19 protein-coding genes are annotated in these 24,995 nt (G+C 73.0%); 9 read left to right on the top strand and 10 right to left on the bottom strand.

Features of this window, described 5'->3' with window-relative positions; all coding sequences use genetic code 11:
- Positions 1 to 25: 25 nt before the first annotated feature.
- From H295_RS0106970 to H295_RS0106945, 5 genes are all read right to left on the bottom strand, one after another.
- Entirely contained in the window at positions 26 to 1,048 is a 1,023-nt protein-coding gene (locus H295_RS0106970) for a MerR family transcriptional regulator (protein ID WP_020134621.1), read from the bottom strand.
- A gap of 264 nt (positions 1,049 to 1,312) precedes the next feature.
- Complete coding sequence (locus H295_RS0106960) at positions 1,313 to 2,338, bottom strand: DUF5914 domain-containing protein (RefSeq protein WP_020134619.1); 1,026 nt, start codon at positions 2,336 to 2,338, stop codon at positions 1,313 to 1,315.
- Entirely contained in the window at positions 2,335 to 3,351 is a 1,017-nt protein-coding gene (locus H295_RS0106955; protein WP_020134618.1) for a phytoene/squalene synthase family protein, read from the bottom strand. Before H295_RS0106955 ends, H295_RS0106960 begins: the two co-directional genes overlap by 4 nt.
- Positions 3,348 to 4,886, bottom strand: a complete 1,539-nt coding sequence (locus H295_RS42860) for a phytoene desaturase (RefSeq protein ID WP_020134617.1) — start codon at positions 4,884 to 4,886, stop codon at positions 3,348 to 3,350. Before H295_RS42860 ends, H295_RS0106955 begins: the two co-directional genes overlap by 4 nt.
- Positions 4,887 to 4,920: 34 nt before the next feature.
- Complete coding sequence (locus tag H295_RS0106945; protein ID WP_028809133.1) at positions 4,921 to 6,243, bottom strand: polyprenyl synthetase family protein; 1,323 nt, start codon at positions 6,241 to 6,243, stop codon at positions 4,921 to 4,923.
- A gap of 283 nt (positions 6,244 to 6,526) precedes the next feature.
- Here H295_RS0106945 and H295_RS0106940 point away from each other — a divergent pair, with 283 nt between their 5' ends.
- The 4 genes from H295_RS0106940 (at position 6,527) to H295_RS0106925 (ending at position 10,929) form a co-directional block, all read left to right on the top strand.
- Positions 6,527 to 7,111 (top strand): sigma-70 family RNA polymerase sigma factor, encoded by a 585-nt coding sequence (locus H295_RS0106940; RefSeq protein WP_020134615.1) that lies wholly within the window; start codon positions 6,527 to 6,529, stop codon positions 7,109 to 7,111.
- A 197-nt stretch (positions 7,112 to 7,308) separates the two neighbouring features.
- The gene (locus tag H295_RS0106935) at positions 7,309 to 8,502 is read left to right on the top strand and encodes a lycopene cyclase family protein (RefSeq protein WP_020134614.1); all 1,194 of its coding nucleotides are present in this window, start codon (positions 7,309 to 7,311) and stop codon (positions 8,500 to 8,502) included.
- Positions 8,503 to 8,602: 100 nt separating this feature from the next.
- Positions 8,603 to 9,343, top strand: a complete 741-nt coding sequence (locus tag H295_RS0106930) for a class I SAM-dependent methyltransferase (protein ID WP_020134613.1) — start codon at positions 8,603 to 8,605, stop codon at positions 9,341 to 9,343.
- On the top strand, positions 9,340 to 10,929 hold the full coding sequence (locus H295_RS0106925) for an FAD-dependent oxidoreductase (RefSeq protein WP_020134612.1): 1,590 nt from the start codon (positions 9,340 to 9,342) through the stop codon (positions 10,927 to 10,929). The genes H295_RS0106930 and H295_RS0106925 overlap by 4 nt, the downstream gene beginning before the upstream one ends.
- Here the strand turns inward: H295_RS0106925 and H295_RS0106920 are convergent.
- On the bottom strand, positions 10,916 to 12,145 hold the full coding sequence (locus H295_RS0106920) for a PP2C family protein-serine/threonine phosphatase (protein WP_020134611.1): 1,230 nt from the start codon (positions 12,143 to 12,145) through the stop codon (positions 10,916 to 10,918). The two genes, H295_RS0106925 and H295_RS0106920, sit on opposite strands and share 14 nt — an antisense overlap.
- A gap of 169 nt (positions 12,146 to 12,314) precedes the next feature.
- On the opposite strand from H295_RS0106920, the gene H295_RS0106915 reads away from it, so the two are divergent.
- The 4 genes from H295_RS0106915 to H295_RS0106900 all read left to right on the top strand — a co-directional run bounded on the left by H295_RS0106915 (position 12,315) and on the right by H295_RS0106900 (position 15,513).
- Positions 12,315 to 13,013 (top strand): NADPH-dependent F420 reductase, encoded by a 699-nt coding sequence (locus tag H295_RS0106915; protein WP_020134610.1) that lies wholly within the window; start codon positions 12,315 to 12,317, stop codon positions 13,011 to 13,013.
- 66 nt (positions 13,014 to 13,079) lie between these two features.
- The gene (locus H295_RS0106910; protein WP_020134609.1) at positions 13,080 to 13,880 is read left to right on the top strand and encodes an alpha/beta fold hydrolase; all 801 of its coding nucleotides are present in this window, start codon (positions 13,080 to 13,082) and stop codon (positions 13,878 to 13,880) included.
- 2 nt (positions 13,881 to 13,882) lie between these two features.
- Positions 13,883 to 15,178, top strand: a complete 1,296-nt coding sequence (locus tag H295_RS0106905) for a PP2C family protein-serine/threonine phosphatase (RefSeq protein WP_028809131.1) — start codon at positions 13,883 to 13,885, stop codon at positions 15,176 to 15,178.
- Positions 15,175 to 15,513, top strand: a complete 339-nt coding sequence (locus H295_RS0106900) for an STAS domain-containing protein (RefSeq protein WP_020134607.1) — start codon at positions 15,175 to 15,177, stop codon at positions 15,511 to 15,513. Before H295_RS0106905 ends, H295_RS0106900 begins: the two co-directional genes overlap by 4 nt.
- An 18-nt stretch (positions 15,514 to 15,531) precedes the next feature.
- On the opposite strand, the gene H295_RS0106895 is transcribed toward H295_RS0106900, so the two are convergent.
- A complete protein-coding gene (locus tag H295_RS0106895; protein WP_020134606.1) occupies positions 15,532 to 16,407 on the bottom strand; it encodes an NAD-dependent protein deacetylase in 876 nt (291 codons plus the stop codon).
- Positions 16,408 to 16,577: 170 nt separating this feature from the next.
- Positions 16,578 to 17,225, bottom strand: coding sequence for an HAD family hydrolase (locus tag H295_RS0106890; RefSeq protein ID WP_020134605.1), 648 nt, complete (start codon positions 17,223 to 17,225; stop codon positions 16,578 to 16,580).
- A gap of 186 nt (positions 17,226 to 17,411) precedes the next feature.
- Here H295_RS0106890 and H295_RS0106885 point away from each other — a divergent pair, with 186 nt between their 5' ends.
- The gene (locus H295_RS0106885) at positions 17,412 to 21,587 is read left to right on the top strand and encodes a beta-galactosidase (RefSeq protein WP_020134604.1); all 4,176 of its coding nucleotides are present in this window, start codon (positions 17,412 to 17,414) and stop codon (positions 21,585 to 21,587) included.
- Positions 21,588 to 21,664: 77 nt separating this feature from the next.
- Here H295_RS0106885 and H295_RS0106880 read toward each other — a convergent pair whose 3' ends face one another.
- Complete coding sequence (locus tag H295_RS0106880) at positions 21,665 to 22,174, bottom strand: GIY-YIG nuclease family protein (RefSeq protein WP_020134603.1); 510 nt, start codon at positions 22,172 to 22,174, stop codon at positions 21,665 to 21,667.
- 98 nt (positions 22,175 to 22,272) lie between these two features.
- Positions 22,273 to 24,960, bottom strand: coding sequence for a rifamycin-inactivating phosphotransferase (gene rph, locus H295_RS0106875; RefSeq protein ID WP_020134602.1), 2,688 nt, complete (start codon positions 24,958 to 24,960; stop codon positions 22,273 to 22,275).
- Between the last annotated feature and the right edge of the window lie 35 nt (positions 24,961 to 24,995).

The following is a 24,995-nucleotide window of genomic DNA, read 5'->3' as shown; positions in this document are numbered from 1 at the left end:
CCGAGCCCGCTGCTCAGCCGTCCTGTCAGCCGTCCTGGAAATCCCTGGACCGCAGTGTGTCGAGCATGACCAGGGCCTCGTGCAGGCCCCGCGGCCGCAGCAGTCCGGGCCGCACCGACCGCCCCCAGCCGGGTCCCGTGAGCAGGACCCGGCTGCGGGTGCGCGCGCCCCTGATCCCCCAGCGGGTGGCGGCGACCTGCTGCACCAGCGCTAGGTTCGCCGTCCGGGCGGACTGCGACCACAGGACGACGGCACCCGGGCCGACCCGCTCCACCGCCGCCAGCAGCGCGTCCCCGGGAACCGCGCCGCCCAGCATCAGCGTCGCCGTCCCGCGCTGGGCCAGGGCCGCGTTGAGCGCCTCCAACGGCAGCGTGTGCTGCTCGCCGGGCAGACACGCCAGGATCACCGGGACGGTTCGCGAGGTCTCCTGGCCGGCCGAGGCACACACGTAGACGTGCCGGAGGGTGGCCGAGATGTGCCAGGACAGCAGGTGCTCCACCTCGACGTAACGCTCGCCCGCCGACTGCCACTTGCGGCCGACCGCCTGGAGCGCCGGTGCCAGGATCTCCTCCCAGGTGATGACCAGTCCGTGCCTCCCGACGGCGGCGGTGAGCTGCTCCTGCACGGCCAGGGCGTCCAGCCGGACCGCGGCGCGTGCGAGGCCCTTGCAGTCCTGCCGCGCGCTCCCCAGCGGCAGACCGGTGGCCGACCGGGACGCGTGCCGGTCCGGTGGCGGCTCGGCCTCGGCCACGGCTCCGACGAGGCTCTCCACCGTGTCGAGGGCATGAGGCCCTTCGGTGAGCGCCTTCGCCGCCCTCGCCGCTTCCGCCGGCGGAATCCCGGCCGCCGTCAGCCGGCACATCTCCAGCACCATGGCGATGTCGTCCTGGGTCCACCTGCGGTGGCGTCCCTCCGTGCGGGCCGCCGGGCCCAGGCCGTACCGGCGGTCCCAGGACCGCAGGGTGGTGGGCGACACGCCCAGGCGTCTGGCCAGGGAACCGGTGGTCACCCCGGCGCCCTCGGGCACCTCCGCGTCCGTCTCGCTCACGTCGAGGACCCCGCGGACGCTCCGTGGGAACCAGGGGAGTGGGTCGAGGGACGACTGCGTGCACAGTGGAGTCCGATCACGATGCCCTCCGATGTCGTCGCGCGGCCGCCCGCCCGGCAAGGTCTCTTCCCCGTCCACGGGCCGGACGGATGCACGGCGTCGCGGCCTGCACGCAGGGCGACGCCGACCCGCACCAGGCGTCGCAGGACAGCCGGAAGCCGCCGGACGTCGCGGGAGGGGCGTGAAAGGGCCTGGCGCCATCCCTCAGCCGGGAAACCGCCCCGTGTCCCGCAGCTGCCAGCGGCGTTCGGCGTACGCCAGGTCGTCGCGCCACAGCCGGGCCGCGCCCGCCGTCATCGCACGGCGCAGCAGCGGAGCCGCCCGGCGGGCCACGGCGAAGCCACGTCGCTCGGAGGCGGCCACGACGGCCTCGACGACGGCCGTGCGAGGGCGGCCCCGCTCGTCCGGGCCCAGGGGCGTCGCGTGCGTTTCGACGACGGAGCCCACGCCCTCGCCCTCGGTGATGCGCATGACGACCGTGCGCGGTCCCGGCGTGGTGAACACCGCCCGCACCGGCACGACCAGCCGACCGGCGACCTTGAAGGACACGTCCACGGTGAACCCGTCGTCCGCCCCCTCGGAGCCCGCCCCCTCGGACCCGGGGGTGTCGACGACGGTCAGGTCGACGAAGGAGTACGGGTGGAACCAGGCCCCGTGCCAGGGGTCCAGCCGGTTGGCCACCACGTCCTCCGGCTCGCACACCCCCACCCCGGTGTAGACGGCGGCGACGGCGCGCGACACCTCCGGCCGCTCCGGGACGGCCGGTTCCGGCGTCGGGGGTTCACCGCCCACCGCGTCCAGGCGCACCCACACCAGCACGCCGTCGTCGTGCACGGGCAGCGGTTCCCACCCCGCGAACGCCCCGCCGTCCAGGGCCAGTCCGTGCCAGTGGCACACCAGGGTCCCGCAGCGCACGGGGCTGTCGGCCAGGGGCGCTCCCAGGTGCGGGCAGATGCCGGGCCCCGCCGCGAGCCGCCCCTCGGCCGTGCGCCACACCACCAGTTCCTGACCGGCCACCGAAGCCGACAGCGGCCGGTCACGGCGTACGTCCCGGGTGGCGCCGACGACGTACCAGTTGCCGGACGGCTGGGCCTGGGCCCGCTTCAGGGCCTCGGCGATGAGGCCGGGCCGGGCCTGGCGCCAGGTCGGTTGCTGCTTCTCCCAGCGCACCGGACGGCGCCGCAGGGAGAGGGGGTAGCGGGGGCCGTCGGCCCGTCGTCGGGGGTTCATGCGATCTTCCGTTCGGGCCGGGACGAGGAGGCCGGTGTGGTCGGCTCACTGCGTGCGGGGGTGCGCGGGAGCTCGGTCCCGCGGTGCCGGAGCCGCGCGGCGCCCACCCGGACGAGGCCGTCGAGCGCCACGGCGGCACGACGGCGTCCGGGGACCACGGCACGGCGGTGCAGCGAGCGGTAGCCGTCCGCGGCGACCGCGTCCAGGATGCCGCCGTACAGGACGAAGGCGGTGCGGATGCACGGGCGTGCGACCGGATCGAGCATGGCCAGTCCCGGGGCCGCCTCCTGGTAGACGCCGCGGTTGAGCAGCTCGAACTCCCGCAGGGCGGCCGTGATCCGGGGATCGGGTCGCCCGGTGTCCCGGCTCCAGTGCAGCAGCGCGCGGTCCACACCGTGGGCGGCCAGCAGGTCGGCGGGCAGGTAGACGCGGCCGCGGTCCAGGTCCTCGCCCACGTCCCGCAGGAAGTTGGTCAGCTGGAACGCCACCCCGAGGGCCGCCGCGTGCGGTGCCGCCTCCTCGCGCGGCACGACCGTGCCGAGCACCGGCAGCATCTGGAGGCCGATCACCTCCGCCGAGCCGTAGGTGTAGGTGCGCAGGTCCGCGTAGGTCGCGTAGTCCGTGACGTCGAGGTCGGCGCGCATCGCCGCCATGAAGTCGGTGAAGTGCCGGTGGTCGATGTCGTAGCGCCGCGCGGTGTCGGCCAGCGCGCGGACCACCGGCTCGGCGCTGTCGCCCGTGCGCAGTCCCGCCTCCAGCTCGTGCTGAAGGCGGGTCAGCTGGAGTGACCGCTCCTCGGCGCCGGTCGCGGTGTCGAGGCTGTCCACGATGTCGTCGGCCCAGCGCGCGAAGCCGTACAGGGCGTGCACGGCGGGCCGCCGGGCCACCGGCAGCAGCCGGGTGGCGAGGAAGTACGTCTTGCCGTGCCGGGCGTTGAGCCGTCGGCAGTGGGTGTACGCCTGCCGGAGTTCCGGGTCGGTGACGCCGGCCGCGTCGAGCTCACGGTCGGTCATGCCGGCCTCCGTTCCAGGGGTTCGCGTACGGCAGGGCGGGTTCGCCCCGAGCGGGCGCCGCCGGTGATGCGAGCGGCGGCGAGCTTGCCCGACAGGAGCACGGTCGGGACGCCGACGCCGGGCGTGGTGCCGCAGCCGGCGAGGACCGCGTTGGACGTGCCGCGGACCAGGTTGCGCGGCCGGAACGGGCCGGTCTGGGCGAAGGTGTGGGCGGCGGAGAAGGGCGAGCCGGCCGCGTGGCCCTGCGCCTGCCAGTCTGCCGGAGTGACCAGGCACTCCTCCTCGATGGCGGAGGCGAGCCCCTCCAGGCCGCGCCGCTCCAGCTCCTGGAGCAGGCTGTCGCGGTAGCGGGGCGCCAGCTCGCTCCAGTCGGCCGCGTCCGGTCCGATGGCGGTGTTGGGGCAGGGCGCGAGGATGTAGTGCAGATGGTGTCCGGGCGGGGCCAGGCCCGGGTCGGTGGCCGTCGGGCGGGTGATGAGCAGGGACGGGTCGCTCATCAGGCGGCCGGACTCGGTGAGTTCCGAGAAGGTCTGCCGCCAGGCCGCGCCGAAGGAAATGGTGTGGTGGGCCAGCGCGGGCCAGGTGCGGTCGGTGCCGGCGTGCAGGATCACCGCTGAGGGGGAGAAGCGCAGCCCCACCGGGCGGGTGGGGGCCCGCCCCAGCAGCCCGTAGGTGACGGGCAGGTCGGGGGTGAGCACGACGGCGTCGCAGGCGATGCGCCCGCGGTCGGTGACGACCGCTGTGATCCGGTCCCCGGAGCGTTCCAGGCGGGTGACCGTCTCCCCGAAGCGCAGCTCGCCTCCGGCGTCCGCGGCGGCGTCCGCCATGGCGCGGGGCAGGGCGTGCATGCCGCCGCGCGGGAAGTAGACACCCGCGATCGTGTCCATGTAGGCGATGACGGCGTAGGCGGCCAGGGCGCGTTCGGGTGCGACGCCCGCGTACAGGGACTGGAAGGAGAACACGCGCCGCAGCCGCTCGTCGCCGAGGAACCGGCCGATGCGCGCGTCCAGCCGTCCGAACCCGCCGAGGGCGGCCAGCCGGGCGAGGTCGGGGTGGAGCAGTTGCAGGGGCGAGTCGAAGTCGGCGTCGATGAAGCGCCGCATCTGCACCCGGTAGAGCTTCTCCAGCCAGCCGCGCAGCCTGCGGTATCCGTCGGCCTCGCGCGCCCCGGCGAAGCGCTCGATCTCCGCCTCCATGGCCTCGGCGTCGGTGTGCACGTCCAGGGTGCTGCCGTCGGCGAACCGCGCCCGGTACGCCGGGTGCAGGGGCAGCAGGTCGACGCGTGCGCGCAGGCTGTCGCCGACGGCGGCGAAGGCCTCGTCGGCCAGGTGGGGCATGGTGAGCACGGTGGGCCCGGTGTCGATGCGGTAGCCGCCGCGGACCATGAGTCCGGCCCGCCCGCCGGGTGTCGCGTCCCGTTCCACCAGGGTCACCCGGCGTCCGGCGCCGAGCAGGTGGAGGGCGGCCGCCAGTCCGGACAGGCCTGCTCCGACGACCACGACATGGTCGGTGCGGCCGGGAACGGGTCGGGTCATCGGGCGGCCTCTTCGTCGGGGGCAGTGGTTCTGGTCATCGGATGGCCTCGTCGTCGGTGGCCGTCAGGATCAGGGAGGCGGGGACCGCCTCGGAGGCCGCGGTGGCGGGCGCGCCGGTCGCGGAGCGCAGCAGTGTCCTCAACCGCCGGGCGGCTTCGGGTTCGAGCACGGCGGTGTCCAGGTGGCGCAGCCCCTGGGCGACCAGCGTGCGGATCTTCACCTCCACGGTGTCGTGCGCGCCGGTGGTCACGAACACCTCGCGGACCGCGGCGAGTTCGGCCTCGGAGGCGTCCGCCCGACCGAGCGTGCCGTCCAGCACCTCGATGGCCTCGCGGTCGCCCGAGGCCTCGGCCCGGACCCGTGCGACCGCGGCGAGGTAGGTGGGCTTGCCGCTGCGGATGTCGCCGCCCGCGGGCTTGCCGGTCTCACGCGGGTCGCCGAAGGCGTCGAGGAGGTCGTCGCGCAGCTGGAAGGCCAGCCCGACGCAGCGGCCGGCCGAGCACAGGGCGCGGGTCGCGGTGGGGCCGGCGTCCGCGAGGGCCGCCCCGAGGGCCAGCGGGCGCTCCACGGAGTACAGGGCGCTCTTGAGGCAGGCGGCGCGGATCGCCCGGGCCAGGGAGCGCCCGGAGGTGGCCTCGCCCTGCACGTCGAGGTACTGCCCGGCCACCATTTCCGTGCGCATGGCCCGCCACAGGTCCCGGACCCGCCGCGCGGTGCGGTGCGGCAGCTCGGTGTCCGCGATCACGTCGTCCGCCCAGGCCAGGGCCAGGTCGCCGGCCAGGACCGCGGAGGCCTGCCCGAGCCGGTCCGCGCGCCGGGCGTCGCTCGCGCCGGCGTACTGCCGCGCCACGTCGACGTGCAGCGCGGGCCGTCCGCGGCGCAGTGTGGCGCCGTCCATCACGTCGTCGTGGACCAGCGCACACGTCTGGATGAGCTCCAGCGCGGCGCCGATCCGCAGTGCGGCCCCGGCCTGGGCGGGTTCGGTACCGCCGCAGGCCCGCAGCGCCCACCACACGAAGCGGGCGCGGGCCAGTTTGCCGCCGCTCTGCGTGAAGCGGGCCACGCGTGCGGCCAGGTCCTCCCCGAAGAGCGGATCGACGGCGTGGGCCGCGGCGAGCTGTTGGTCGAGAAGGTCGCCGAGGACCGTGCGCACGGCGCCCGGCACGTCCTGGTCCACGGCGCCCGGATCCTCGTGTGCGGGGGGTGCCGCCGGTGGCGGGGTCCACAAGTGCTCGCCGCGGCGTTGGTCCCCCTGTCCGGTCCGGCGCGGTGGCGGAGCAGGGGAGACCTGCTCCGGGGTCGGATGGGTGCCCGGACGCAGGTCCGCGCGGTGGTCGTTGGCCACGGTGGAGCTCATGCTGCCGGGTCCCCTCGTCGAGATCCTGGTGATCAGAGCTGGTGCAGTCGACACGGGTTCCGGCCGGGTGGCGGAAACGGATGCGGCGCGCCACGAGAACCGCGGGGGAGTCGTTCGATTCCTGCTCGATGCCGTGTCCTCAGCCGTTTCCACAGCCCCGTCCTCACCAGGTCCGATCGATTCGATGCAGAGTCGATGCAAGTTGTCGTAGTTGCATCGACTCTGCACGGTGGAAGGGCGGCAGTCGCTCTGGGCGACCGCCGGGCCCTGCGGAGGAGTAACCATGACGACCGCACAGCAAACCGTCGCGGATCTCGACGACCGTGCTCTCGTGGACGGGTTTCTCGCCGGGGACGAGACCTGCCTCGCAACCGTGCACCGCCGCTGGGGACCCCTTGTCTACGCCCTGGCCTGGCGCTCGTTGGGGGACTCCAGGGAGGCGGAGGACGTCTCCCAGCTGGTGTTCCTCGCCGCGTGGCGGGGGCGCGCCGGGTACGTTCCGGAGCGCGGCACGCTACCCGGTTGGCTCACCGGCATCGCGCGCCGCAAGATCGCCGACGCCCTGGCCGCCCGCACCCGCCGCAGCGAACTCGTCGCCGCCGCGGGCGCCCAGCTGATGCTCAGGCACGACGAGTACGTGGCGCCGGAGACGGCGATCGACCGTGTGCTGCTCGCCGACGAGATGTCCCAACTGCCCGCCCCCCAGCGCCGGGTCCTCAACCTCGCCTTCTACGACGACCTCACCCAGACCCAGATCGCCGAGGTCACCGGCTGGCCGCTGGGGACGGTCAAGAGCCACGCCCGCCGCGGCCTGCGCCGCCTGGCCTGCCGGCTCCAGGACGCCGACGCGGTCGAGTGCGCGGCATGAACACGGACGCATGACCTGAAAGAGTGGGCGCCGGGCAAAGGCGTGTACGTCGCGTGAAATCGATGCAGAAACAATGCGTGTCGGACGGCGGCGATCACACGTCCGGTGCACACCAGGTGAGAAACCGCATCCGGACGGGTACTGCGACCGGAATGCTGCCGCAGGGACAGCGACACCGCGCAGGGAGGGAACCGGTCGTGCACGAGGCGGACGTCGCCATCATCGGCGCGGGGGCAGCGGGGCTGTCCCTCGCCCACCGGCTCGCCCGCCCCGCCCCCGGCGCCCGGCACCTGTCCGTCGTCCTCGTCGACGCCCCGCCCGGACCTCTGCGCCCGCCCCGGCGCACCTGGTGCTTCTGGGAGGCCGGCCGCGGACGGTACGACGCCGCCGTCACCCGGTCGTGGCAGCGTCTGCGCGTGCACCAGCCCTCGGGGGAGGCCATCGAGCAGGACATCTCCCCGCTGCGCTACAAGATGATCCGCTCGGACGACTTCGAGGCACTGGTCGGGCACGACCTCGCCCACAGCGGCCGGGTGCGGCGCGTCGAGGCGGCGGTCGAGAGCGTCGAGGGACTCCCGCGGGGCGCCCGCGTCGACGCCCGCACCGCGACCGGGAAGGCCGAGACCGTGCACGCCCGCTGGGTCTTCGACTCCCGGCCGCTGGACAGTCTGCCCGCCGCCCGCACCACCCTGCTCCAGCACTTCCACGGCTGGTTCGTCCGCACCGGGCGCCCCGTCTTCGACCCGGGCCGCGTGGAGCTCATGGACCTGCGCACCCCGCAGCCCGCGCGGGGCCTGTCCTTCGCCTACGTCCTGCCCACCGGCCCCGACCAGGCCCTGATCGAGTACACCGAGTTCTCCTCGGCGGTCCTGCCCGCCGACGCCTACGACGAGGCGCTGCGGCACTACACCGGCACCGTCCTCGGTCTCCGGGACCTCGAGATCACCGGAACCGAGACCGGCGTCATCCCGATGACCGACGCCTCCTTCGCCCGGCGCACCGGGCCCTGCGTCTTCCGCATCGGGGCGGCGGGCGGCGCCATCCGGCCCTCCACCGGCTACACCTTCTCCGGCGTGCAACGCCAGACCGCCGCCGTCGCCGACGCCCTGCGGCACGGCCGCCGCCCCGTACCCCCGCTGCCGCACTCGGCCCGTTCCCGCGCCATGGACGCCGTCCTGCTGCACGCCCTCGACAGCGGCCTCGTCGACGGCGCCGACTTCTTCGCCCGGCTGTTCGCGCGCATCCCCCTGGAGCGCGTGCTGCGCTTCCTGGACGGCCGGACCCGGCTGCACGAGGAGCTCGCCATCGGCCTGCGCACCCCCGTCGCGCCCATGCTGCGCGCCGCCCTCGAAGTGCCCCGCCTGCCCCGACGCCCCTTCCCGGGCCCCTGAACCGCCTCACCCCCGCCGGACCCGGCACCCGCTCGATCCCGCACCCGCCCCACCCCGCCCGAAGCCCGCACTTTCCGACGACCCGCCCCCAGGAGGCAGCGTGACCGTCCTGCGTGACGCGGAACTGGCCGCCGCATTCGACCATGCGGCGGCCCGTTACGACACCCTCGTGGCCGCCAACCCCGGCTACCACGCCCATGTGCGCCGCTCGGCGCGCCGCCTGGGCCTGCCGAGTCCCGGCACCGGTCTGCGCGTCCTGGACCTGGGCTGCGGGACCGGCGCCTCCACGGCGGCGCTCGCCCGCGTGCTCCCCGAGGCCGACATCACGGCCGTGGACGCCTCGGCCGGGATGCTGGAACGCGCCCTGGCCAAGCCGTGGTCCGGCAGGGTCAGGTTCGTGTGCGCCCCGGCGGAGGCGCTGGCCGAGGCGGGCGTGGAGGGACCGTTCGACGCGGTGTTCGCCGCCTACCTCTTCCGCAATGTCGCCGACCCCGACGCCGTGCTGCGCTCCGTCCACGCCCTGCTGGCCCCGCACGGACGGCTCGCCGTCCACGAGTACACGCTCAGCGGCCGCCCGCTGGACCGCGCGGTGTGGACGGCCGTCTCCCGGGGCGTGGTCCTGCCCGTGGCCTCCGCCCTCGGCGACGGCGACCTCTACCGCCATCTGTGGCGCAGCGTCGTCGACTTCGACACCGTCGACCGCTTCACGGACCGGGTCCGCGCCCACGGCTTCGACCGGGTGCGGGCCCTGCCGCTGCCCGGATGGCAGACCGGCATCACCCACACCGTCGTGGCCCGCCGCGCCGTCCCCGCCGCCGGAACCCCGAAGAGCGCCCGGTGAGCGCCGCCCGTCCCGGACGGGACCGCCACGCCGTCCTCCTGCCACCGCCCCCCGGGGCGACCCGGCTCGGCGGACGCCCGCGCAGCACCGCCGTCGTGGGCGGTGGCATCGCCGGCCTAGCCGCCGCCACGGCCCTCGCCGAACGCGGCGTCGACGTCACCCTGTACGAACGCGAGACGTACCTGGGCGGCCGCGTCGGCGGCTGGACCACCGACCTGTACGACGGCACCACGGCCACCATGAGCCGTGGCTTCCACGCGTTCTTCCGCCAGTACTACAACCTGCGCGCCCTGCTCCGCCGTACCGACGCCCGCCTGGACCGCCTCACCGGCCTCCCCGACTACCCGCTGCGGCACCGCAACGGCCTCCACGACAGCTTCCGCCGGGTGCCACGCACCCCGCCGATGAGCGCACTGGGGTTCGTCGCCCTGAGCCCGTCCTTCCGCTGGCGGGACCTGGTGGCCATGAACCCCCTCGCCGCCCTGCCCCTGCTGGACGTCCGGGTCCCGCAGGTCTACGCCGAACTGGACGGCGTCAGCGCCGACGACTTCCTCCGGTCCCTGCGCTTCCCCGAGGCCGCCCGGCACCTGGCCTTCGAGGTCTTCTCCCGCAGCTTCTTCGCGGACCCCCGCGAGCTGTCGGCCGCCGAGATGGTCCTGATGTTCCACATCTACTTCCTCGGCAGTTCCGAGGGGCTGCTCTTCGACGTCCCCGACGACCCCTTCCCCACGGCCCTGTGGGACCCCCTGGCCAAGCACCTCGCCCGCCACGGCGCCGAGGTGCGCCTGTCCACCCCCGTCGAGAGCGTCACGCCCGGCGCGGACGGCACCTTCACCGTCGCCACCGACCGGGAGGAGCAGCCGTACGACACCGTCGTCCTCGCCCTGGACACCGGCGGGCTGTCCTCCCTGGTCGGCCGCTCACCCGGGCTCGGTGACGCGGCCTGGCGCGAACGGATCGCCCGGCTGCGCACCGCCCCGCCCTTCCTGGTCTCCCGTCTCTGGCTCGACCGGCCCGTGGACCCCGGCCGGCCCGGCTTCCTGGGCACCGCCGGATACGGCTCGCTGGACAACGTCAGCGTGCTGGAGCGGTGGGAGCAGGAGGCCGCGCGGTTCTCCGCCCGCACCGGCGGCTCGGTGGTCGAACTCCACGGCTACGCCCTGCCGGAGAAGGCCGACCCCGACACCGAGGCCCGGCACCTGGTCGACCAGCTCCGCAGCGTCTACCCCGAGACCCGGGACGCGCGGATCCTCGACGCACGCCACGAATGGCGCCAGGACTGCCCCCTGTTCCCGGTCGGCGGGTACGCCGACCGCCCCGGCGTCCGCACCCCGCAGCAGGGCCTGGTCCTCGCGGGCGACCTGGTCCGCACCGACCTCCCGGTCGCCCTGATGGAACGGGCCGCCACCAGCGGCTTCCTCGCGGCGAACGCCCTCCTGGAGACCTGGGCGGTACGGGGCCACCCCCTGTGGACCGTCCCCGACGGCAGCCGCGGCCCGCTCCTCCGGGCCCTCGCGTCGACCCGGCACAGGGGCGGCACGGCCACCCCGAGGCGCCGGCGGATCCGCCCCGTCACAGGCGGATGACCACGAGAGCGGTGTCGTCGGCGTTGCCCGTGGGCGGCAGCAGATCGGTCAGCAGCGCGTCCGCCAGCTCCTCGGGGCCGGCCTCCCGGTGCTCGCCGAGGGAGCGGGCCAGGCGGGCGAGACCGATGTCGATGTCCTCGGTACGGCGTTCCACCAGCCCGTCCGTGTAGAGGACCAGCGTGGCGCCCTCGGTGAAGGGCGTACGGGCCTCGGGCCGCTCGGAGTGCTCGACGCTCGCGCCGAGCGGCGGGTCGGTGGCCTGGTCCAGGAAGGTCACCGTGCCGTCCGGGTGCAGCAGGGCGGGCGGCAGATGACCCGCGCTGCTGTAGGTGAGGGTATGGGTGCCCCAGTCGACGAAGGCCGTGGCCGCCGTGGTCGACTCGGCACCCTCGACGGAACGGGCGTACAGCCCGAGCGCCTCCAGTGCCCGGGCGGGGCCCTCGGCGACCCGGGTCGCCGCGCTCAGCGCGCTGCGCAGCTGGCCCATGACACAGGCGGCCGCCAGACCGTGCCCGACCACGTCCCCGACGGCCACCGCGATACAGTCGCCCGGCAGGTCGACCAGGTCGTACCAGTCACCGCACACGTTCAGGGCACCGACGGCGGGCTGGTAGCGCACGGCCGCCTGGTGATGTCCCAGAGGGCCGGGAGCGGGCAGCAGAGCCTCCTGGAGCGCCAGGGCGACCTCGCGTTCGCGGGCGTGCGCCTTGCGCAGGCGTTCGTTGACCTCCTGGAGCTCCCGGGCGCGCGCGTACAGATCCGCCTCCAGCGCGCGGGCCCGGCTGTCGCCGCCCGGCCCGCCGCGGGCCCGGATGAGTTCGGTGACCTCCTCCACCCGGTGCACGAGCAGCGTCACCTTGCCGTCGGCGCCGAGGACGGGGGCGTTGACCGGGCTCCAGAAGTGCTCATGCCAGAGCCCGGGCTGCTGGGGATCCTCGATGTCGTAGCGGAGCACCGCCATGGTGTCGCGCTCACCGGTGGCCACCGCACGCAGCATCGACTCCTGGGTCTCCCGCATCCCGGCCGCGTCGTCGTCGTGGGGGTTCTCGGGGAACACGTCGAAGATGTAGCGGCCGATCAGCTCCTCCCGGGAGCGGCCGGTGATGCGGACGAAATCGTCGTTGACGTCCACGTACACCAGCTCGGGCGTCAGCAGGGCCACCATGCCGGGCAGGGCACGGAAGACCGCCGCGTGGTCGATCTGCGGTTCCCTCATGTGCAGCCTGCCTCGAAGCGAGCCATCATGATGTGATTTTCCACGATAGAGCCGATCAGGCGGATGTTTCGCCCACTACCCTCGGCAGACGGCCGGTCACCTCCCGCGTCGCCGTCATGGTGGTCGGCGCCCCGCCCGGCCGTCCGAGCTCGCGAAGGGACCCACTCGAATGAGTTACACAGTCCTCGGCACCGGCATCGTCGGCCGCACCGTGGCGGCCAAGCTCGCCTCCCTCGGCCATGACGTCGTCATCGGCACCCGCGACCCCGGGGCCACCCTCGCCCGGACCGAACCCGACGGCATGGGCAACCCGCCCTTCGCGCACTGGCACGCCGAGCACGACCAGGTGCGTCTGGAGACCTTCGCCGAGGCGGCGGCCCTGGGCGGGACGATCGTCAACGCCACGTCCGGCGGGCAGAGCATCGAAGTCCTCCTGGCGGCGGGCGTGTCGAACCTGAGCGGCAAGGTGCTCATCGACATCGCCAACCCGCTGGACTTCTCCCACGGGATGCCGCCCGTCCTCGACCCGGTCAACACCGACAGCCTCGGCGAGCGCATCCAGCGCACCTTCCCCGACGCCCTGGTGGTGAAGACCCTCAACACCATGAACTGTGCCGTCATGGTCGATCCGGCCCGGGTGGCCGGTGAGCACACCGTGTTCGTCAGCGGCGACGACACCGGCGCCAAGAAGTCCGTCACCGCGTTGCTGGGTTCCTTCGGCTGGCCCGAGTCCAGCGTCGTCGACCTCGGCGGCATCGTCACCGCCCGCGGCGTCGAGATGATCCTGCCGCTCTGGCTGAGCCTGTACGGCGCCCTCGGCCACGGCGACTTCAACTTCCACGTGCAGGGCGGCCGGCCCCGCGGTTGAGCCGTGCCCGCGCTCTCCGGTACCGCGGGTCACGACGCGGGTGCGCGCCTTGAGAGACTGTCGGGCATGGACATCGCCAGCAGAAACCATGTGACCGTCACCGGCAACCCGCAGGGGCGGCCGGTGGTGCTGGCGCATGGCTTCGGCTGCGACCAGAACATGTGGCGGCTGACGGTGCCCGCGCTGGCCGCCGACCACCGCGTGGTGCTGTTCGACTACGTGGGGTCGGGCCGCTCGGACGCGTCCGCCTTCTCGGAGGAGCGGTACTCCTCCCTGGAGGGTTACGCCCGGGACGTCGTGGAGGTGTGCGAGGCGCTCGACCTGCGGGACGCCGTGTTCGTGGGTCACTCGGTCAGCGCGATGACCGGGGTGCTGGCGGCCCGTACGGCTCCCGAGCGGATCGGCGCCCTGGTGATGGTCGCGCCCTCCCCGCGCTACCTCGACGACGAGGGGTACCGCGGCGGCTTCAGCGCCGAGGACATCGACGAACTGCTGGTCTCGCTGGAATCCAACTACCTCGGCTGGTCGGCGGCGATGGCCCCGCTCATCATGGGCAACGCCGACCGGCCCGAACTGGGCGACGAGCTCAGGAACAGCTTCTGCGCCACCGACCCGGACATGGCCCGTGTCTTCGCCCGGACCACGTTCCTGTCGGACTCGCGCGACGACCTGAAGAGCGTGACCGTGCCGACCCTGGTGCTGGAGTGCCTCCAGGACGTCATCGCCCCGCGCGAGGTCGGCGCCTTCGTCCACGCGTCGATCCCCGGCTCGACCCTCGTCACCCTCGACGCCACCGGACACTGCCCGCACCTGTCCGCCCCCGAGGCCACCAACCGGGCGATCACCGACTTCCTCGCGAGCCTGTGATGATGTGCCGCGCCGACCAGCAACCCGACCCGCAGGACGCCGACGCCGAGAAGGTCGCCGACGCCGCCGCGTTCGCCGCGCTGCTGGAGGACGGAGCCGAGGACCTGTACGAGAACGCGCCCTGCGGATACCTCTCCACGCTGATGGACGGCACCATCGCGAAGGTCAACACCACGCTGCTCGACTGGCTGGGCCTGGAGCGGGACGAGGTGGTGGGCCGGATGCGGTTCACCGACCTGCTGACCGTGGGCGGCAAGCTGTATCACGAGACGCATTTCGCGCCGCTGCTGCGGATGCAGAGCGAGATCAGCGGAATCGCCCTGGAGCTGAAGCAGACCGGCGGGGGCCGGATACCCGTGCTGGTCTCGTCCGCCGTCAAGCACGGCACCACCGGCCAGCCCCTGCTGATCCGGACCACCGTCTTCGACGCCCGGGACCGCCGCGCCTACGAGGAGGAGCTCCTGCGCCGCCGGGAAGCCGCCGAGGAGGCGCGCCGGCAGGCCGAGGCCGACCGCACCCGGCTCCAGGAGGCACTCGCGGTCCTCCAGCAGTCACTGCTGCCGGACACCCTGCCCGAGGTGCCCGGGGTCAGGACGGCCGCCCACTACCACACAGCCTCGCCCGACCGGCTGGGCGGCGACTTCTACGACGTCTTCGCCATCGACGGCTCACGCTTCGGGTTCTTCCTCGGCGACGTCTGCGGCAAGGGCCCACAGGCCGCCGCCCTCACCTCGCTCACCCGCTACACCCTGCGCGCCGCCGCGGTGCACGACCCCGACCCCGTCTCCGCCCTCACCACCTTGAACAAGGTGCTCCACGAGCGCTACACCGGCAGCGGCGACCCCCGCTACTGCACCGCCGTGTACGGCACCCTCGAACCCGATCCCGCCACCGGCCGGCTCGCCGTCCACCTCGCCTCCGGCGGTCACCCCCCGGTCGTCGTCCTGCGCGCGGACGGCACCGCCGACTTCCTGCCCACCCCCGGCGGACTGCTGGTCGGCATCCTGCCCACGGCACGCTTCACCACCGCAACGACCGTGCTCGGCCCCGGCGACACGCTCCTGCTCTACACCGACGGCCTCACCGAGGCCCGCACCGGCCAGGACCGCACCGGTCTCTACGGCGACGAGGCGCTGCTCGCCTTCCTCACCGCCCACGCGGGCCGGCCCCCGCACTCCGTCGTCGAGGCCCTGACCGGACTCCTGGACAGCTTCGGAGACGGCCTCGACGACGACACCGCCCTGCTCGCCATCGGTGTCCCCACCGCCGACGACCCACGGACGGGAAACGAACCATGAGCCCGCTGAACATCACGACCCGAGACGCCGGGACCGGCCCCGTCCTGGAGATCTCCGGCGAACTCGACTACGCCAACGTCTCCGCGCTCCAGAAGCGGCTGGACGGCCTCACCCTGCGCCCGGGACAGCGCCTGGTCCTGGACATGCAGGGACTGGATTTCTGCGACTCCAGCGGCATCACGGCCCTGCTCGCCGCCCGCGGCCAGGCCGAGGCCGTCCAGGCCGAGATCGCCCTGGCCGCCGTACCGGCGAACACGCTGCGCGTCCTGCGCATCGTCGGCCTCGACCAGATCTTCACCATCCACCCCGACAGCGAGACGGCCACCCGGCCCTGAGCCGGCCGTGGGGCCCGCTCAGAGACCCAGCCGGTCCGCGACCGTCGACAGGGCGGTGCCCAGCGGCAGGCCGACGCGGGTGTGCGCGAGGGCGTCACCGCGGGTGGGGTCCCGGTTGACGATGAGGACCGGCTTGTCGGCCTGGGCCGCCTGGCGGACGAACCGGAGCCCGGACATCACGGTGAGGGAGGAACCCAGGACCAGCAGCGACCCCGCCTCGTGGACCAGTCGGCGGCACCGCTCGATCCGCTGGACGGGCACGGACTCGCCGAAGAAGACGACGTCGGGCTTGAGGACCCCGCCGCAGGCCCCGCAGGGCACGACGCGGAAGCCGGCGACCTGCTCGTCGGTGAGGTCGGCGTCGCCGTCCGGGTTGATCCCCGCGGCCACCGGTGCGAAGCCCGTGTTGGCTGCCTCCAGCCGTACGGCGAGGTCGTGACGGGAGGTCATGGCGGCGCAGTCCAGGCAGCGGACCCGCGCCAGGCTCCCGTGCAGTTCCACGACGTCCTCGCTGCCGGCGGCCTGGTGCAGTCCGTCGACGTTCTGGGTGATCACGCCCGACAGCAGACCGTGCCGGGTGAACGCGGCGACCGCACGGTGCCCGGTGTTGGGGCGGGCGCGGCCGAAGGTGCGCCAGCCCAGGTGGCTGCGCGCCCAGTATCGTCGCCGCGCCTGCGGGGAGCCGGTGAAGTCCTGGTACGTCATCGGCGTGTGCCGGCTCAGGCTGCCGCCCGCGCCCCGGTAGGCGGGGATGCCCGACTCCGTGGAGATGCCCGCCCCGGTGATCACCAGCACCCGGCCCGCGCTCAGCACGTCGACCACGGGCCGCAGATCGGTGGTGCCCGGCGGCAGGTCCGCGGGCGGGGTCCAGTGGAGCGTGGGACGCGTACGCATGCGTGCCAGCGTACGGAACCGGGGCGGGGGAGCGGCGCCGAGTCGTAGGGGATCGAGGCCGAGACCCCGGGGGTGCTACGCCGGAACCTCCGGACCGGGGGGTGCGACGCCGGAACCTCCGGACCCGGGGCCCCGGGGTGCGACGCCGCGTCCTCCGAGCCTGGGGGGCACTACGCCGCGTCCTCCTCCAACAGGTAGTCGATCGCGGCGACGACGTCCTGGACCGTGTGGTGCGGGGTCAGCAGCCCCTCGGGCCAGGGCCGGCCGGTGACCCAGATGGTGCGCAGCCCCGCCTCGTGGCCGCCGACGATGTCGGTCTCGGGGTTGTCGCCGGTCATCCAGTCGCCGGGGCTGAGCTGTGTCCCGCAGCGCGCGGCGGCCAGTTCGAACAGGCGCGGGTCGGGTTTGCGGATGTCGACGTCGCCGGACGCGGCGATCCCGTCGATCAGGTCGGCGAGCCCGGTGGCCTGGATCTTGGCCCGCTGGATGTCGCTGGCGCCGTTCGTGGCGACACCGACGCTCCAGCCCGCGGCCTTGAGCCGCTCCAGGCTGCCGAGGACGGCGGGCCGGCAGTGCACCGAGGACGCCATGCGGTCGATGTAGACGCGCCACAGGTGGTCGGCGCTCTCCCGGACCGGGAAGGCGGCGCGCAGCCGTTCGAAGTCGCCGCGCTCGGCGTGGTCGGCCAGCTCGGTCAGCAGCCACTGCTCGATCTCCGGACCGTATCCGTGGTCGCCGCTGAGGCTGGTGACGGCATCGGCGAAGGCGCCGTTGCGGTCGACCAGGGTGCCGTCCAGATCGAAGATCGCGAGTCTCACGCTGTCGGACCCTACTTGCCGGAACGGACATCCGGTACAGGGCTGCCCCGCAGGGCGGTGAGTCCGGGCGGGACGGGCAAAGTCATTGTCATGTTCCGGACCGTTGTGTTGAGTCAACTGCCGCCCTACTGTTCGACTTTGCCTGAGTCTGTTTGATGCTGTTGCCCAGGCCGTAGGGAGGCCGCAGTGCGGAGTGATCGGATCGATTCGGAGACAGCCGGACCCGGACGCCGCCGGTGGTGGAGGGCGGTCCTCGCGACCGCCGCGACCATCGCCCTGGCGACGGGCATGGTCGCGCCGGCCGCGGCGCAGGCGCAGGAGGCGCAGGGGCCGCCGACGGCCACCGCACCCGCCCCCGACGCGACGCCTCACACGGTGAGTTACGACGGCTACTCGTTCCTCGTCGACGGCAGGCGCACCTACCTCTGGTCCGGCGAGTTCCACTACTTCCGGCTCCCGAGTCCCGACCTGTGGCGCGACATCTTCCAGAAGATGAAGGCCGCCGGCTTCAACTCCACCTCCCTGTACTTCGACTGGGGATACCACTCGCCCAAGCCGGGCGTGTACGACTTCACCGGCGTCCGCGATGTCGACAAGCTCCTCGACATGGCCGAGGAGGCAGGCCTCTACGTCATCGCCCGCCCCGCGCCCTACATCAACGCCGAGGTCGACAGCGGCGGCCTGCCCGGCTGGCTGACCACCAAGGCGGAGAACAACCGCAGCGACGACCCGCGCTTCCTGAAGTACGCCGACGAGTGGCTGACGCAGATCGACCGCGTCATCGCCCGGCACCAGCTCACCAACGGCACCGGGTCGGTCATCGCCTACCAGGTCGAGAACGAGTACTACAACGGCTCCGCCTCCGCCCGCTCCTACATGAAGCACCTGGAGGACAAGGCCCGCGCCGACGGCATCACCGTGCCGCTGACCGGCAACAACAACGGCACCTTCAACTCCGGCGACGGCGCCCTCGACGTGGACGGCCCGGACTCCTACCCGCAGGGCTTCGACTGCTCCAACCCCACGAAGTGGAACGGCGTCCCCGACATCAGCTACGACCACCCGGCCGGAAAACCCCTGTACTCCCCGGAGTTCCAGGGCGGCGCCTTCGACCCCTGGGGCGGCCCCGGCTACGACAAGTGCGCCCAGCTGATCAACGACCAGTTCGCCGACGTCTTCTACAAGCAGAACATCGCCGTCGGCGCGACCGCGCAGAGCTTCTACATGACGTACGGCGGCACCAACTGGGGCTGGCTGAGCATGCCCCAGAACTACACGTCGTACGACTACGGAGCCGCGATCCGCGAGACCCGCCAGCTCGATCCGAAGTACGACGAGGACAAGCTGATCGGGTACTTCACCCAGGCGGTGGCCCCGCTGACGAAGACGGACGCGATCAGGGCCACGCCCCCGGACGACTCCGCGATCGTCGACACCGCCCGGATGAACCCCGACACCAGGACGCAGTTCCACGTGCTGCGGCACGGCAACTCCACGTCCACGGCGGTGGACAGGACCCACATCTCGCTCGACTTCAACGCCCAGCCCGCCGGGGACACCACCTACACCTGGGACAACCCCGACTCCGCGCTCCAGTACGCCGGTTCCTGGTCGCACGTGCACGACACGAGCTACACCGGGGGTGACTACAAGCACACCGAGTCGTTCTCCAGCACGGCCGGTGACTCCCTCACCGTCCCCTTCGACGGCACCGCGATCCGCTGGATCGGCTCCAAGACGAACAACCACGGCAACGCCGACGTCTACCTCGACGGCACCAAGGTCGCCACCGTCGACGACTCCGGCAGCGAGAGCCAGGCGGTGGTCTTCCAGAGGACCGGCCTGGCGCCCGGCGCGCACACGCTGAAGATCGTCGTCACCGGCACCCACGGCTCGGGCTCCACCGACAACTACGTGGCCGTGGACGCCATCGACGTGCCGACCGGGACCGCCGCCGGGCAGCCGACCTACCCGGTCGTGCCCCAGCAGCCCGGCACCGCGATCACCCTCGACGGCCGCGACTCCCACGTCATCGTCGCCGACTACCGCCTGGGCGAAGCCCAGTTGCAGTACTCGACCTCCGAGCTCATGACCGACGCGACCATCGGCGACCGGGACCTCGCCGTCCTCTACGGCGACCCGGACAGCGACGGCGAGACCGTCCTGCGCTACGCGTCCGAGCCGACGGTGACCGCCACCGGCGGTACCGTCGCCACCACGTGGGACGCCACCACCGGCGATCTGCGCCTGAACTACACCCACAAGGGCCTGATCCGCATCAGCGTCACCGCCGCCGGACAGCGCCCGCTGCTGCTCCTCGTGGGCGACAAGGCCACGGCGAAGACCTTCTGGCGTCAGGACACCGCGACCGGCCCGGTCCTGGTCCGCGGCACCCACCTGCTGCGCACGGCCACCAGCCTCGACAAGGGCCGCACCGTGGCACTCACCGGCGACAACGCCGACGACAAGAACATCGAGGTGTTCACCTCCGCGGCCCGCGTCACCTGGAACGGCCGACCGGTGAAGACGGGGACCGGCCGAAGCCTCACGGGGGAGATCCCCACCGCCGCCGCCATCCGTCTGCCCGCGTTGACGAACTGGAAGCACGCCGAGGAGTCCCCCGAAGCCGCCCCCGGCTTCGACGACGCCAGCTGGCAGGTGGCCGACAGGACGACCACCAACAGCGTCTCCGGTGTCAACAAGCTGCCGGTCCTCTACGCCGACGACTACGGCTTCCACACCGGCAACACCTGGTACCGCGGCCGCTTCCACGCCTCCGGCAAGGAGACCGGCGTCCACCTGGTGTCCGACTCCGGCGGCGGCGCCCAGGCGTTCTCCGCCTGGCTCAACGGCACCTTCCTCGGCAGTTCCACCACCGGCAGCGCCGATTTCGCCTTCCCGGCCGGCTCGGTCAGGTCCGACGGCGACAACGTCCTCTCCGTGCTCACCGTCAACATGGGCCACGAAGAGGACTACAATTCCACCAACGGCAACAAGACCGCGCGCGGCCTCACCAGCGCTTCTCTGGTCGGAGCCCCGCTGACCTCCGTCACCTGGCGCCTCCAGGGCGTACGCGGCGGTGAGGACCTCCAGGACACCGTGCGCGGCCCGCTCTCGACCGGCGGTCTGTACGGAGAGCGGGCGGGCTGGTCCCTGCCCGGTTACCCGGACGCCAAGTGGAACCGGGTCTCCCTGCCGACGACCGACACCCGCCCCGGCGTCTCCTGGTACCGCACCGACGTCAGCCTGGACCTGCCGCGCGGCCAGGACACCTCGCTCGGCCTGACGTTCACCGACGACCCCGCACGCAAGTACCGGGCCACGCTCTTCGTGAACGGCTGGCAGGTCGGCAACTACGTCAACTACCTCGGCCCGCAGCACAGCTTCCCCGTCCCCAACGGCATCCTGAACCCCAACGGCCGCAACAGCATCGCCATCGCCGTCTGGAACCTGGACGGCAGCACCGGCGGCCTCGGCAAGGTCGCGCTGACCGACTACGGCAGCTATGCGTCCTCCCTGCGGGTCGCGCAGAACGACAGCCCGCGCTACGACGCCCGGACGTACGCGATGCCCAAGCGGCCGGGAGTCGGCGTCACCCTGGCCGTGCCCGACACCGCCCAGCCGGGAGAGGCCTTCACGGCTGCCACCACTGTCACGGTGCCGAAGGGCGGCCGTCAGGCCTCCGACCTGACGGCCGCGCTCTCCGCCCCCGACGGCTGGAACGTCAGCGCCACCGGTCCGACCTCCCTCAAGCGCCTGCGACCCGGCGCCTCGGCGACCGTCACCTGGAAGGTCCGGCCGCCGACGGGGGATCTGCCCTCCGCCTCGGCGCTCACCACCACCGTGCGCTACGTGCAGGACGGACGGCCGGCCACCGGCACCGACGAACGGATCGTCGGCGGCATCCCACCGGCTCCACCGGCCGGGAAGGACGCGGTGAGCGACCTGCCCTTCCTGTCCTCGACCAACGGCTGGGGGCCGGTCGAGCGGGACAGCAGCGTCGGCGAGCAGGCGGCCGGGGACGGCCGCACGATCAGCATCGCCGGCGTGACCTACGCCAAGGGCCTCGGCACCAACTCGCTCAGCGACGTCCAGCTCTATCTCGCCGGAAAATGCACACGCTTGACGGCGGACGTGGGCGTCGACGACGAGACGGGCGGGGCGGGAACCGTCACGTTCTCCGTGGTCGCCGACGGCAAGACCCTCGTGACCACGCCGACGATCCGCGGCAGACAGGCCGCCGTGCCGATCGACGTCGACGTCAGCGGCGCCCAGGTGGTCGACCTCAAGGTCGGCGACGCCGGTGACGGCAACGGCAACGACCACGGCGACTGGGGGGCACCTACCCTGACGTGCGGCTGAGGGCCGTAGCAGAAGACGAGGGCCGACCGCGCGAGCGGTCGGCCCTCGTCGGCGTCACCCGGGACCGACTGCCGCAGTCACGGTCCGGCCCGCCCGTCCGGCCTGGGCCAAGCTGCTTCCGCCGCCGCGATCTCCTCGGTGAGTCCCGCGATCGCCGCCTTCGCCGAGGCGATGCCCCGGACGAGGAGCCGCAGATGCGTCGTGGACTCCGGTACGGCCGCCTCGAAATCCGCCAGCCGCCGCCGCTGTGCCGAGAGCCGGGCCCTCAGCCGGGCGACCGGGTCGGGCGGCGGGGGAGGGACCGTCCCGTTGAAGACCACGTTGTACAAGGGGCGTTCGGCCTGGACGGTGTCGCGCTCGGCGGCCTCCGCGTGGTCGGGGTAGTCGATGCGGACGGCGATGACGCGCGGACCCCAGGGCTGCTCTCGCAGATGGGTGCGGATACGGGTGAGCGGGCTGGTGGTGATGCCGACGTACAGCAGCCCTTCGAGGCCGTAGAGGCGGTACAGGGCGGTGCGGCCCGCCGCGTGCAGGCCGCCTTCCTCGTCGAACAGGCCGCGCAGGAACTGGGTGTCGACGTCCTTCACGGCACGGCCCCCTCGACCAGGCGCCCACGGTGGCTGACCCGGCCGGCGCGACGCGCCGGCCTCCACCCACCACGCTCCCACAGGGGTCTGACATCAGGTCAGGACAGGATCTCTACATACCCGTCGGTGCCGTGCACGCGGATCCGTTGGCCGTCCCGGATCAGCCGGGTGGCCCCCTCGACGCCGACCACCGCGGGCAGGCCGTACTCGCGGGCGACGACCGCCCCGTGGGTCATCAGCCCGCCCACCTCCGTCACCAGGCCCGCGATGCCGACGAACAGCGGTGACCAGCTGGGATCGGTGAAGGACGTGACCAGGATGTCGCCCGCCTCCAGATCGGCGTCCGCCATGTCGAGGACGACACGGGCCCGGCCCTCGACCGTCCCGGCGGACACTGCCAGACCGGCGAGCGAGCCCTCCGGCACGTCGTCACGCCGGTACGCCCCGCTGACGGCCTCGCCGTCCGAGGTCAGCACCCGGGGCGGGGTGAGCGCCTGGTACGTCCGGAAGGCCTCCTTGCGCTCCTCGATCAACGCGTGGTCCACCTCGTTCGAGCGCACCGCGGCCTCGAACTCCTCGAGGGTGAGATAGAAGCAGTCGTCCCGCTCGGCCAGCACACCCGCCCGCACCAGCCGCTCGGCCTCGGCCGTCAGCGCCTGCTTGTAGACGAAGTAGCGGCTGATGATGTTGTACTTCGGATACTCCCGGTACCCGATGAAGGTGCGGACCCGGTCGATCATCCGCTTGGTCTCCTCGGCCTTCCGCTCCCCGTCCGGCAGTGTCCGCAGCCGGGACAGCACCTCGTGTTCCTTCCGCTCGGCCTTCAGTCGGCCCTCCTCGAAACGCCGCCGGGCGGCGCCCGGTTCGAAGTTTCTGACGTTGTCGAGGATCACGGGCACGAGCGTGGTGGGCCGCTCACGCCAGCGCGGCCTCGTGATGTCGATCTCGCCGACACAGCGCATGCCGTAGCGGTCGAGGTAGGCCTCGACGGCGTCGCGGGCCTCGGTGCCGCCCGGGAGCTTCGGCAGCTCGTCCAGGAAGCCCTCGTCCTCGACGCCCTGGAGGAACTCGACCACCTCCGGACGCGCCCGGACCACGTCCGCGACGTCGAGCAGTGCCAGGCCCATCTCCGAGGTGATGTTGTCGGGGGCGGACAGGGTGAGCGTGTCCGCCGCGTTCTTCTCGCCCAGCCACTCGTACAGCTTCTCGTTGAGCCACCACGTGGCCTCCATGCCCGCCATGATCACCGGGAGGTTCTGCGGGTCGGCGAGGACCCGCTTGTGCTCCACGAAGGCCTCCCGCAGGAAGTCGAACAGCTCCGGCCCCGACTTCGTCCGGATGTCCCGCTCCAGGGCGGCGACGGAGGCCTCACTGCGTTCGATCAGCCCCGTCACGATCGCCGGATCGGTCGGGATCGGTGCGGGTGCGGGTGCGGGTGCCGGGGCGGAGGCGGGCTCCGCAGTGGACGTGGACGTGGACGCGGCGGTGGGTGTGGGGGCGGAGGCCGCGCGGGGCCGCGCTCCCTCCGGACCGGCGTCCGGACCGGTGTCCGGGAGCGGCAGGACGAAGTCGTCGCGGTCCAGGACGCTCTCCAGCGCGTCCCTGACCAGCGGGTCACCCTTCCCCATGAGGTCCAGGAGCGCGGCCCGGCTCGCGGGCGCGGCCAGCCGCCGGGTGACGTCGACGAACAGCCTTCCGCCCGCCTCCGCCATCGGCACCATGGCCGTCCGTCGCCATGTGGACAGCCCCAGCGGCTTCATGGCGTCGGTCATCATCTGCTGATGGCCGACGGAGACGTAGATGTGGTTCTCCCGGTCGTCACTGGCCGGGACGGGGAACAGCGTGGTGACCGGCCGGCTCTGCACGAGGTGGAAGCCGTCGTCGGCCAGGCACCACTCGATGTCCTGGGGGCGGCCGAAGTGGGCTTCGACGACCCGCCCGAGCCGTACGAGCTCGACCGCCTGGGCGTCCGTCAGCGCGGGCTGCTCCTGGAGTGCCGCGTCGACGGCCGTCTCCTGCGTGCCGCCGTCCGGCAGGGCGAGTACGGCACGCTGCTTGGCGGCGATCGTCCTGGCGACCACCTCACCGTCGCGCACCTTGAAGACGTCCGGGTTCACCAGGCCGGAGACCAGCACCTCGCCGAGGCCGAAGCCGGCGTCCACGGTGGCCACCCTCCGGTTGCCGGTGACGGGGTCGGCCGTGAAGAGGATGCCGGACGCCTGCGGGAAGACCATCTTCTGCACGACCACCGCCATGTGGACCGCACGGTGGTCGATGCCGTTGCGCCGGCGGTAGGTCACGGCCCGCTCCGTGAACAGGGACGCCCAGCACCGGCGGACGTGCCGGAGGATCTCCGCGGGCCCGACGACGTTCAGGTAGGTGTCCTGCTGGCCGGCGAAGGAGGCGGACGGCAGGTCCTCCGCCGTCGCGCTGGAGCGGACCGCGCAGGCCTCCTGCTCGCCGAGCCGGGCGAGCGCGCCGGTGATCGCGCCCGCGATGTCGTCCGGGACGTCGATCTCCTCGACGGTCCGGCGGATTCCCGCGCTGAGCGTGCGGATCGCCGCGCGGTCGTCGGGGTCCGCGTCCGCCAGCCGGTCGAGCTGACCGCCGAGCGACGGTCCTCCGGCCATGAACCGCCGGAAGGCGTCCGTCGTCACACAGAAGCCGGCCGGCACCCGCGCGCCCTCGATCCGCGAAAGGTCCCCCAGATGCGCTCCCTTGCCGCCCACCAACGCGACCTGGCTCCGGTCGGTCTCCTGAAGAGCCGACACGTACCGCTCGCTCATCGCGTTCCCCCCGGGACAGTCGTGATCCGTCGCGT

The organism is Streptomyces sp. 351MFTsu5.1 (assembly GCF_000383655.1).
In the GTDB taxonomy this organism is placed as follows: Bacteria; Actinomycetota; Actinomycetes; order Streptomycetales; family Streptomycetaceae; genus Streptomyces; species Streptomyces griseorubiginosus.
Note: the sequence above shows the minus strand (reverse complement) of the source record. Positions and strands in the feature narration are given on the sequence as shown.

Coding starts and splice junctions, on each gene's coding strand:
- H295_RS0106960 (WP_020134619.1), bottom strand. CDS start 2,338: ATGAACCCCCGACGACGGGCCGACGGCCCCCGCTACCCCCTCTCCCTG.
- H295_RS0106955 (WP_020134618.1), bottom strand. CDS start 3,351: ATGACCGACCGTGAGCTCGACGCGGCCGGCGTCACCGACCCGGAACTC.
- H295_RS42860 (WP_020134617.1), bottom strand. CDS start 4,886: ATGACCCGACCCGTTCCCGGCCGCACCGACCATGTCGTGGTCGTCGGA.
- H295_RS0106945 (WP_028809133.1), bottom strand. CDS start 6,243: ATGAGCTCCACCGTGGCCAACGACCACCGCGCGGACCTGCGTCCGGGC.
- H295_RS0106940 (WP_020134615.1), top strand. CDS start 6,527: ATGACGACCGCACAGCAAACCGTCGCGGATCTCGACGACCGTGCTCTC.
- H295_RS0106920 (WP_020134611.1), bottom strand. CDS start 12,145: ATGAGGGAACCGCAGATCGACCACGCGGCGGTCTTCCGTGCCCTGCCC.
- H295_RS0106915 (WP_020134610.1), top strand. CDS start 12,315: ATGAGTTACACAGTCCTCGGCACCGGCATCGTCGGCCGCACCGTGGCG.
- H295_RS0106910 (WP_020134609.1), top strand. CDS start 13,080: ATGGACATCGCCAGCAGAAACCATGTGACCGTCACCGGCAACCCGCAG.
- H295_RS0106905 (WP_028809131.1), top strand. CDS start 13,883: ATGTGCCGCGCCGACCAGCAACCCGACCCGCAGGACGCCGACGCCGAG.
- H295_RS0106900 (WP_020134607.1), top strand. CDS start 15,175: ATGAGCCCGCTGAACATCACGACCCGAGACGCCGGGACCGGCCCCGTC.
- H295_RS0106895 (WP_020134606.1), bottom strand. CDS start 16,407: ATGCGTACGCGTCCCACGCTCCACTGGACCCCGCCCGCGGACCTGCCG.
- rph (WP_020134602.1), bottom strand. CDS start 24,960: ATGAGCGAGCGGTACGTGTCGGCTCTTCAGGAGACCGACCGGAGCCAG.